The 9715-nt window shown below is 63.0% G+C and carries 10 protein-coding genes; 2 read left to right on the top strand and 8 right to left on the bottom strand.

The features are described 5' to 3' along the window. Nucleotides 1-104: 104 nt before the first annotated feature. Entirely contained in the window at nt 105-779 is a 675-nt protein-coding gene (locus ASD99_RS22900) for an HAD family hydrolase (protein WP_056587453.1), read from the top strand. Here ASD99_RS22900 and ASD99_RS22905 read toward each other — a convergent pair. The 6 genes from ASD99_RS22905 to ASD99_RS22930 form a co-directional block, all read right to left on the bottom strand. Next, nucleotides 776-1966 (bottom strand): DUF930 domain-containing protein, encoded by a 1191-nt coding sequence (locus tag ASD99_RS22905; RefSeq protein WP_057145005.1) that lies wholly within the window; start codon nt 1964-1966, stop codon nt 776-778. The genes ASD99_RS22900 and ASD99_RS22905 overlap by 4 nt on opposite strands. A 158-nt stretch (nt 1967-2124) precedes the next feature. Continuing rightward, nucleotides 2125-2880: a 5'/3'-nucleotidase SurE gene (gene surE / locus ASD99_RS22910; protein ID WP_057145010.1), complete on the bottom strand. Its 756-nt coding sequence runs from the start codon at nt 2878-2880 to the stop codon at nt 2125-2127. Continuing rightward, nucleotides 2877-4043 carry an MBL fold metallo-hydrolase gene (locus tag ASD99_RS22915; protein WP_057145011.1) on the bottom strand — a complete coding sequence of 389 codons (1167 nt, stop codon included), beginning with the start codon at nt 4041-4043 and terminating at the stop codon, nt 2877-2879. Before ASD99_RS22915 ends, surE begins: the two co-directional genes overlap by 4 nt. Beyond that, nucleotides 4043-5122: an ABC transporter ATP-binding protein gene (locus ASD99_RS22920; RefSeq protein ID WP_057145006.1), complete on the bottom strand. Its 1080-nt coding sequence runs from the start codon at nt 5120-5122 to the stop codon at nt 4043-4045. Before ASD99_RS22920 ends, ASD99_RS22915 begins: the two co-directional genes overlap by 1 nt. After that, the gene (locus ASD99_RS22925; RefSeq protein ID WP_056587252.1) at nt 5110-6813 is read right to left on the bottom strand and encodes an ABC transporter permease; all 1704 of its coding nucleotides are present in this window, start codon (nt 6811-6813) and stop codon (nt 5110-5112) included. The genes ASD99_RS22920 and ASD99_RS22925 overlap by 13 nt, the downstream gene beginning before the upstream one ends. 89 nt (nt 6814-6902) lie before the next feature. Further along, a complete protein-coding gene (locus ASD99_RS22930) occupies nt 6903-7889 on the bottom strand; it encodes an ABC transporter substrate-binding protein (protein ID WP_057145007.1) in 987 nt (328 codons plus the stop codon). Between the two features lie 262 nt (nt 7890-8151). Here ASD99_RS22930 and ASD99_RS22935 point away from each other — a divergent pair, with 262 nt between their 5' ends. Beyond that, nucleotides 8152-9123 (top strand): sugar-binding transcriptional regulator, encoded by a 972-nt coding sequence (locus tag ASD99_RS22935; RefSeq protein WP_057145008.1) that lies wholly within the window; start codon nt 8152-8154, stop codon nt 9121-9123. Nucleotides 9124-9136: 13 nt separating this feature from the next. Here ASD99_RS22935 and ASD99_RS22940 read toward each other — a convergent pair whose 3' ends face one another. Both ASD99_RS22940 and ASD99_RS33600 read right to left on the bottom strand, forming a co-directional pair. Next, nucleotides 9137-9505, bottom strand: a complete 369-nt coding sequence (locus ASD99_RS22940) for a hypothetical protein (protein ID WP_056587260.1) — start codon at nt 9503-9505, stop codon at nt 9137-9139. A gap of 113 nt (nt 9506-9618) precedes the next feature. Further along, nucleotides 9619-9715: 2-oxo acid dehydrogenase subunit E2 (locus ASD99_RS33600; protein WP_156389015.1), on the bottom strand; the 97-nt coding region annotated here is incomplete at its 5' end.

Below are 9715 nucleotides of genomic sequence, written 5' to 3' on the forward strand. Positions count from 1 at the left end.
GGGTTTCGCACCCCAGACACGCAAACCGTCAAAAGCACCCGCGCTATTGAACATTTGACTTTTTGCCGATAGCGATGTGCGAAATTGACTCGTTGGAGAAGCGCGTGGCGCGAGCAAGGCCTATCATTTTCGATTGCGACGGCGTTCTTGTCGACAGCGAGCCGCTGGCCGCCCGGGCCTATGAGCGCGTCTATGAAAAGCACGGCATGCCCGGCGTCAACACCAGCATCATCGCCCAATGCATCGGCATGAAGCAGTCAGATATCATCGTCAAGATCAGGGATTTGACCGGCCACCAGTTTCCGGCGGCGGCGGATGGCGATATCTGGGCCGAGACCAAGGCGCTGTTCTCCGAAGAATTGAAGCCGACACCGGGGATCGCCGCGTTTCTGCAGACGCTTGCGGGCGACCGCTGCGTTGCCTCGTCCTCCTCCGTCGAGCGCATAAACCACAGCCTTGCCGTGACCGGACTGGCAGGGTTTTTCGGCGATGCGATCTACAGCTCCTCGATGGTCAAGAACGGTAAGCCGGCGCCGGACATCTTCCTGTTTGCGGCCGACAAGATGGGCGCTAACCCCGCTGACTGCATCGTCATCGAGGATTCGCCCTTCGGCATCCAGGGCGCGGCCGCTGCCGGCATGACGGCGATCGGTTACACAGGCGGCGGTCACACCTATCGCGAGCACGCCGCACGGCTGACATCGGCGGGTGCCGATTTCGTCTGCGCCGACTGGCATGAAGTCAGCCGGCAATTGGCCGGGCTCGGTGTGCCGGCCTAATTTAGCGGGTACTTGGTGAATCCACGGCTGGCCCATTCGCCAGGCGGGACCAATGACCCCACACGGAAGTTGAAGGATAGAACCCTCGTCGCATCGGGATCGACTTCACACCGGAAGTTTAGATTGTACCAGGTGTTTCTGGTACTGAAGGCCGCCTTAGCAGGATTGAGAACATTGCCTTTGTCCAGCGTAATGGTTGGCACCCATTTGACCGTATAGTCGGCACTTTGCAGTTCCTGGCTTAGAACATTGCCGCAAAGGGTGGCCACGCGCTGACCGCGCGGCACATTCTCCATGGAGCTTGTAGCGAACGCATTGCCGGTTGCTCCCTGCGAGTAAAGCTTTCTGACGCCCGGAAGGCCGGAATAGATCGGTGATCCTGCAACCTCATTGTTGGTGGGATTTGACCTTCCAGTATTCCCGATCGGCGCTTTGAAAGCTCTTGCGGGTTTGAACGTCATTGTCTTGGCAGGTTTGGGCTTTGCCTTCCCAGTTGAGGCCGCAGGCTCCGGCTTACCACCGGTCTCAGCCGCCAATGGCTTTGGCGTCACGACCGCTTGCTGTTCGGCGGGTTGGGGTGCGAGGCCCTGTTTGTCCGGCTGCTGTTTGTCAGTGTCCTCGGCCGCCTGCTTCTCCTCGTTTTGCGCAGGTTTGGCGTCAGGCGCGGCGACCGCCTGCTTTTCCTCGCCTTGGGCGGGCTTTTCTTCCGGCGCAACGGCGGCCGGCTTCTCGTCAGGCTTGCTGGGCTCTGCCCTTTGCTGTGGCGCTGCAGCCGGGGCGGGCTGGGTCGGCGCGGGTGTCGGTGCTACAGGCGGCTTCGCCGCCTCATCCTTGGCCGGCGACGGCGTGTTGGGCTTAGCGCTGCTTCCGTCGAGCGATTTCTCCGGCCCGGTATCTTTCTGGCCGTACTGGAAAACGCGCTTCAGAATCTGGTCGTCTGGCGGTTTCGGAGGCGGCTTTTCAGCCTTCTTTTCAGGTGTCGGCTCCGGTGGCTTTGGAGCAGGTTTCGGCTTAGGCTTCTCGGGCGGCGGCACGATCGCGACATTGACGGGCTGTTCCAGCTGATCCGGCTGCTCGGGTCTCGGCAGGCCAAAGAACAAGAACGCTGCGATCAAGGCATGCAGGATCAGCGATGCGGCTAAGGCCCATCGCCAGCTGCGAAACCATTCTCGTATCTTGCCGTTCATTGCGCCCGATGTGGAATGAAATAACGGCGGCTTCAAGCATAAGCACGGGATTGACGCAATTTGACCGCTGACAGGTTGGTGATCTGCGGTCGCGCGGGCAATCGTCGCCAAAGCGCTGGTACGCTTTAAGCGGCTCCACGATTCCGACCTGAGATGAGCTAGCTTTGCTGCAGGGGATGAATTCCATCTAGCAACCGCTCGCCCAGCCGCGTTTCGCCAAACCAGTTCAGCCGATTGATACTTACGAAGCCGGCATCGATCGCCTCATTCTCGTCGCCGGGTTCACTTGCATGAGCCCGGCCGCGCGGGACGGTGATGACGGTACGATCGCCATCGCTCTGCACAATCTCGGCCTTGCGGCCAATCTTGTCACGACCGATGCGCGGCTGGCGGATTTCGGCCGGCAGCGTGGTCGGCAGGTTGATGCTGAGCCAATGGCCCTCCGTCGCCCAGTCGGCGCGCGATTGCCACAACGAGGCGATCAGCGCGCCAAGCCACTGGTCATCGGCATCGGTGAAATCAGGATTCTTCACACGCGAAAAGCCGATCGCCGGCACGCCCCAGAAGGTCGCTTCCCGTGCAATGCCAAGCGTGCCGGAATAGGCAAGGTCCTCGGCGACATTGCGCCCGTCATTGACGCCCGACAGCACCAGGTCCGGTCTCCGCGCATCGGCAAACAGCCACGTCATCGCGCTGACCACGCAATCGGCGGGCGTGCCGGAACAGGAATACCAGCCCGGCCTCGCGCGCCGCATCGTCAACGGGTTGGCAATCGTCAGCGACGAGCCTGCAGCAGTGCGTTTGCTATCAGGCGCGACCACCCAGACATCGTCGCTCAACGCACTTGCGGCCTTGACGAGACGGGCGAGCCCCGGCGCTTCGATACCGTCATCGTTGCAGATCAGAATTCTCATCGTCTTCTTGCCTCCGGCACCGTGATGCGCTGGCCGGTGCGGCATTGCGTGCGCAGCGGCGGGATGTGGCTTTTGAGATCGCCGAGAAGGTCCGGCGCGCAGGAATGGCCTAGCGCCACGGGACGCCCGGCCTTCTCCCAGATGTCGACATTGCCCGACAGCGTCGGATGGGTCGGCATGCGCACCCAGTCCGCGCGGCCAGCCTTGTGCAACAGATCGCCCGGGGAACTTGACGGCAGATGCCCGGTAAGCAGCACCGGAAAACCCGACTGGTCGGCACGCGGCAAGAGGCGCGACGACGGGCCAGCCTCACCCATGCCATCATCCGCCAGCAACGGCATTGACGGCAGAGGATCGGCATCGGTCCAATCAGCTGCACCTTGCAGGCGGGCAAGCAGGAGCTTGGAAACACCCGGCAACAAGGCTGCGGTGGCGCCGATCTGCGCTTCCAGGGACGAACGCATGCCGGCATGGATGGCAAACGGCCCCGGCAAGGCGGCGATCAGCTCCAGCGACCGCCCCGAGAGCGGGGTCGGCAAAAGACATCCGTCTGAATGGCTCGCCACCCACTGCGAAATTTGGCGCGCGCGCGCCGTCCCCGGCACCGGATCGGCGCCATAGGAGGCATCGAGAACAAGCAGGTCGCAGTGCGGGATCGCGTCCATCACGAAGACATTGCTGTCCGGCACCACATCGGCCGAATAGGCGATGCGGCGCTCGCCGTCGTCGACGGCAAACCAGACGCCGCCCACGACGTGCCCCGACCGTCCAGTCCTGACGGCGAGATTGCCGCTCTTCAGCGTGTCGCCGGGCTCGAAAAGCTCGATGCGATCTACTGGAAAGGGAAACTGCCTGAGATCCCCGGGATCGGCATAACCGGCAAGCGTGGCCGGAGCCTCGTTGCGAGTCTCGGCCGTCATGAAAATCGGACCGGCATAGCCGCGCGACAACAGCCAGCTCAGCGCGCCGACATGATCCTCATGGGCATGCGAGACGAACAGCGCGTCAATGTCGGCGATCGACCCGTTCAGCGCCGGATAATAGTCCGCGCCGGAGGCACCAACCTTGATGCCGATGTCGAGCAGGATGCGATCGTTGCCGCTGCTGACAGCAAGACTGGTGCGGCCCTTTTCGCCAAAGCCGCCGAGCAGGTCGAGCATCATCACGCTGCTGCCCCTGCAGCCGGGATGAGCCAGCCGGATCGTATCCGCAGACGCGCCTGGGCTCCGCTCTCCAGCACGACCGGATCGGGCTGTTCGAAATGCAGGGTGAGGTCGGGACTGGTCGAAGGCGTGAATTCGATCCGCGCCGAGCCGCCCTGATAGATCACCCGCTTGACCAGGCCATCGAAGCCGGGGCCGTCCGGCGACACGTCGAGATCGGCAGACCGGCAGCAGATCTTTGCCCCCGCTCGCGGCCGCTCGCCTGGCCGGCAGCGGACAACCAGTTCAGCGCCAAGAACCCTGACCTTGCAGTGGCCCGCCTGCTCCGCGCTCAGCACGTCGGCGGGCAGCAGGATGCCCTGCGAAATGAAGGAGGCAACCATTTCATTTGCCGGCTCATGATAGAGTTCGCGCGGCGTCGCCAGCTGGGCAAGGCGCCCTCCATCCATCACCGCGATACGATCGGCCAGCGCCATCGCTTCGGCCTGATCATGGGTGATGTAGACGATGGTCGTGCCGGTGCGCTTGTGGAAGGACGCGAATTCGTCCTCCATCGAGGCCCTCAGATGCACGTCGAGATTGGCGAGCGGCTCATCGAACAGCACCAGCGAGGGCGCGGCGACAAGACAACGCGCTAGCGCCACGCGCTGGCGCTGGCCGCCGGAAAGATTAGCCGGCCTGCGGTCGCCCAGTGCTTGCAGATTGACCAGGGCGAGTGCGTCCTCAACCTTCTGGCGCGCGACCACCTTGTCCAGCTTCGCGACCTTCAGCGAATAGCCGATGTTCTCGGCCACAGTCATGTGCGGCCACAGCGCATAATTCTGGAAGACGATGCCGACGCGCCGCTTTTCCGGCGCGACGCTGCCGCCCTTGCCCGACACGACATCGCTGCCGATGCGGATTTCGCCTGACGTCACCTTCTCGAAACCGGCCACCAGCCGCAGCAACGTCGTCTTGCCGCAGCCGGAAGGCCCAAGCACTGCCAGGAACTCGCCATCGCCGACGTCGATCGAAACATCCTTCACCGCGTCGAAGTTGGCGAAGCTCTTGGTCACATTGTCCAGGCTCAATCGCGCCATGGCAGCACTCCGCTGGGAAGGTAGGGGGCAAGCAGATTGGTCACCAGCATCAGCACGAAGGTGACCGCTACGGTGATGACCGACATCGCCGCCGCGTAGTTGGAATCGCCGCCTTGTTCGAAGGAAAACATCACAACGCCGATCGTTTCCGACCCCGAAGACCACAGCAGCGCCGACACGGTGAGCTCGCTGAGCGCCGTCATGAAGATCAGCAGGCCGCCGGCGATCGCTGCCGGTGCCACCAAGGGAAAGATGATCGTGCGCATGCGCGTGAACAGTCCGGCGCCCGCCACTTGCGCTGCTTCCTCCAGCGCCCGGTCGATCTGGTGATAGCCGCTGATGGTCGGCCGCAGCGCCAGCACCAGGAAGCGGGCGAGATAGGCGTAGAGGATGATCCAGACGGTGTTGTAGAGCTGGATGCCGGTCAGCGGGATCGGCCGCAGGAACAGCAGCAGCGCGGCAATCGCCAGCACCACGCCGGGCAAGGCATAGGGCAGTTCGACCGACAAATTGAGCAGCCGTACCCAGCGCTGCTTGCCCCAGGCGATCAGATAGCCGATCGGCACTGCGACCAGGACCGCGAAGAAGGCCGCCGCGATCGACAGCCAGAAGCTGTTGAAGAAGGCACGGCTGGCCGCATCATGCTCGAACAGCACAAAGCGATAATTGTCGAGCGTCGCCGTCTTGGCGGTGAGCGCAATGCCGTAGCCCGGCACCAGCGATGTCAGCACCAGCCCGAACAGCGGCAGGACCAGCACCACCACGATCAGCAGCGACATGCCGGCCTGGACCACAGGCCGCCAGCGCCCCAGCTCGTAGGGTTCGGCCGCCAGCGAGGTGGAACTGATGCGATAGTCGCGGCGGCGGCTCATAACCTCCTGGGCGAGAATGCCCGCCATGGCGATGACGCCGATCAGCACCGACAGGAACGCGGTTTCGCCGAGCACGGCAGGACCGCCGCCGGCCAGCCGTTGATAGATCAAGGTTGGCAGCACGAGATAATTGGCGGGAATGCCGAGAAAGGCGGGAATGCCGAAATTGCCGACGCAGGAGACAAAGGCGAGTGCCGCCGCCGCCATAATCGATGGTGTCATCAGCGGCAGCACAATGGTGACCAACACGGTGAACCAGCCGGCGCCGCCGGCCCGCGCCGCTTCGACCAGTTCGCGCGGCAGTTTGCGCAGGCCGGCGCGCACCAGCAGGAAGACCAGCGGGCCATATTGCACGCCTAGCAGCAGGATGATGCCTGAGGTGGAGTAGAGCGGGTTTTTGGTACCGAGCGGCGGTGCCGCGCCGAAGAGCTTGAGGAACGGACTTGCCGGGCCGAACAATTGCAGCCAGGCCAGCGCCGTCACCTGCGGCGCGATCATCAATGGCATGACGTAGCAAAGCACTAGGGCGCTGCGGCGACGGATGTCGGTCAACGTGATGAGGACGGCCACCAGCGTTCCCGACAGCACCGCAAGCAGGGTACCGCCGACGCCGACGACCAGCGTGTGCCAGGTCGCGATCCAGGTCGCCGGGTTGGCGAGCCCGGCCTTTATCGCGACGGTCGACAGCGTGCCGCCGGGTGCCACGATCTCCTTGATGAGACGCAGCATCGGCAGCAGGGACAGCAGGACGATGACGATGGCTACCGCCGCCGTCAGGGCCATTTCCTGGCCCCGGCTTTCCCTGATCCGTGTTGACATGATTGCGTTTCCTGGGGTCGATCAGCCGATGCGATCAGGTTCGCCCGTTGGGGATGCCGCTTGAACGGCATCCCGCCGGGATTGTCGGCTCAGCCGCCGAACAGTTCCGAGAACTTCGCCTTGTCGGCGTCGGTCGTGGCAACGATTGCTTTGGTGTCGAACGGCATCACCTTGACCTTGACGCCTTCCGGCAGCCATTCGGGGCGGCCGACCGAGGCGCGCGCCGGCAGATAGCCCATCGACAGCGCAAGCTTCTGGCCGTCATCGGAAAGAATGAAGTCGACGAACTTCTTGGCGCCGTCGACATTCTTGGCTGTCTTCATGATGGCGACCGGTTCGGTCACCGCCGGCACGCCTTCGCTGGGGAACACGAACTCGACCGGCGAGCCCTTCTTCTTGGCGTTCATCGCCATGAAGTCGACCAGGATCCCATAAGGCTTCTCGCCTGATGCCACCGACTTCAGCACCGCACCGTTGCCGCGCACGCTGACGGTGTTGTTGGTCTTCAGCTTCTGGAAGAAATCCCAGCCATAATTGCTGTCGCCGACAAAGCCCGAAAGCAGGTAGGCCGCTGCACCCGAATAGAGCGGGCTTGGCATGACCAGGCCATCGGCATAGGCCGGCTTGGCGAGATCGGCCCAATGTTCCGGCTTCTCGGCGGCCGCTGTGTTGTAGACGATGCCGGTTGTGATCAGCTTGCTGCCGAAATAGGTCTTGTCGGCGTCGTAGGCATCAGCCTCGATGCCATCGAGCTTGGCCTCGGGAAAAGGCAGCAGCCGGTCGTCCTTCTTCAGCAGCTCCATCGAGACCGCGTCGGCGATCAAAAGCACATCGGGCTGCGGGCTGCCGGCGGCGAATTCGGCCGCCATCTTGGTCAGGATGTCGCTCGTTCCCGAACGATAGATGGTCACGTCGATGCCGGGCTGCGCCTTCTTGAACGCATCCACGGTCTTGGCGGCGTCGGCTTCCGGCTGGGATGTGTAGAGCGTCAGTGTTTCGGCGCTTGCCACACCGGCAAACAAAGTTGCCGCGAGCGCTAGTTGGCTGGCCAGCAGCTTGATGATGTGCGTCTTCATGAGACCTCCTGTCTTGTCTGTGCATGACCGGTCCGGCCCTTGGCCAGATCCCCGTCTCTTCCTCCCTGCACGGCGCATATGACTGGTGGATGACACAGCGCGTGAAACCCACAAAATATGTTCATATGTACAATGTCAATTACAAATGAACAGGATTGTGCGATAATCGACACGCCGGAAATCCGGCATCAGTTGACATCCGGCGGCCGTTTCTCCGAAGAGAGCAACCTGGCCAGGCCATGGCTTATGAGGACGAGGACCGATGCCCACGGAAAAACCCAGACCGGCTCGACTGCCGATGGTCTCGTCGGACCTCAACGTCAAGACGGCATGGCTCTACTATGTTGAAGGCTTCACGCAGGAGCAGATCGCCGAAAAGCTCGATGTCTCCAGGGTGAAGGTCATGCGCACGCTGGCCGCCTGCACCGCCGACGGCATCGTCGTCACCATGATCAACGCGCCGACCGCCGCGCAGGTGGCTCTCGAGCGGGAACTGGAAAAGCGCTGGGGTCTCAACGCCGCCATCGTCATCCCGACGCCTTCGGCGCATGACCATCTGGAAAAGGCCATCGGCCATGCCGTCGCTGCCTATCTCGGCGAGCAGATGCAGGATGACATGACGCTGGCGATCGGCGGCGGCGCGACGCTGCATGCCAGCCTCGGCTTTCTTGCCCGCCGGCAACTGAAGCGCGCCTCGGTGGTGGCGCTCGTCGGCAGCCTGCCGCACTCGCAATGGATCAATCCTTCCATCGTTGCTGCCAAGGTCGCCGATGTGTTCGAGGTCGACAGCTACCAGATCACCGCGCCGGTGATGGTGGACGATTCCTCGTTACGCGATCTCCTCTGGGCGCAGCCAACCCTGCAGGATGTACGCCGACGCGCAGCCACTGCCGACATCGCGCTGCTGACGGTCGGCGATATGTCGCCCGATGCCACCATCTTCCGGCACGGTATCGTGCCGTCATCACTGATCGCGCCGCTGAAAGCGAAGGGCGCGGTCGCCAACATGCTGTGCTATTTCGTCGACGCCGCCGGCGGGCTGGTCGATCACGAGGTCAACCGCCGCGTCATGGCAATCGAGCTCGATGTGGTCGGCCAGGTGCCCAATGTCGTGCTGGCCGCGGGCGGCAAGCGCAAGGTCGCGGCGATCCTCGCCGCGATGAAAGCCGTCAGCACCAATGTGCTGATCACCGACAGCGATACGGCGACGGCGCTGCTGGCGAAGGGCGGCTGAGCCGGCTTTCGGTTTAAATAAGCCCGCGCTCGCGCAAAAAATCCTCGACGCCGACATGGGTCATGGATTCGAATTCGGCGATCGCTTCGGCCACCCGCCTGCGCTGCGCCGCCAGCAGCGTGAACACCTGCTTCATCTCGCCGGAAACGCCAAAACGGCTCCACCGCTCGGCGATGTGCATGGGCAGCCCGATGTCGGCACAGAACGCATCCAGGCTGTCATAGCCGAGGCTCGCAACAAGCTGCTTGGTCTCCTTCGCCGACATGCGTGGCTCGAAAGCGTGGTCGTGCAAGCGCTGCGCCACCAGCTTGATATCGGACGGCGACGCGCCCATGACCTTGCCGAACAGCGTTTTGACGTCAGATGGGTCGAATGCAGGCATTTTTGGCCTCCCTGGATCGCAATCCAGATGGAACATGGGTCAAGGGTCGGCGCCTGACAAGTCGTTTCTGATGTAAGCCGGCGCATCATCTGGCGCGCCGGTTCCGACAGGACCTAGACCAGCATGCCCATCGGGTTCTCGATCAGCCGCTTGAAGGCTACGAGCAGTTCGGCACCCAGCGCACCATCGACGGCGCGATGATCGGTCGAC

Source organism: Mesorhizobium sp. Root695 (genome assembly GCF_001428185.1).
Classification (GTDB): Bacteria; Pseudomonadota; Alphaproteobacteria; order Rhizobiales; family Rhizobiaceae; genus Mesorhizobium.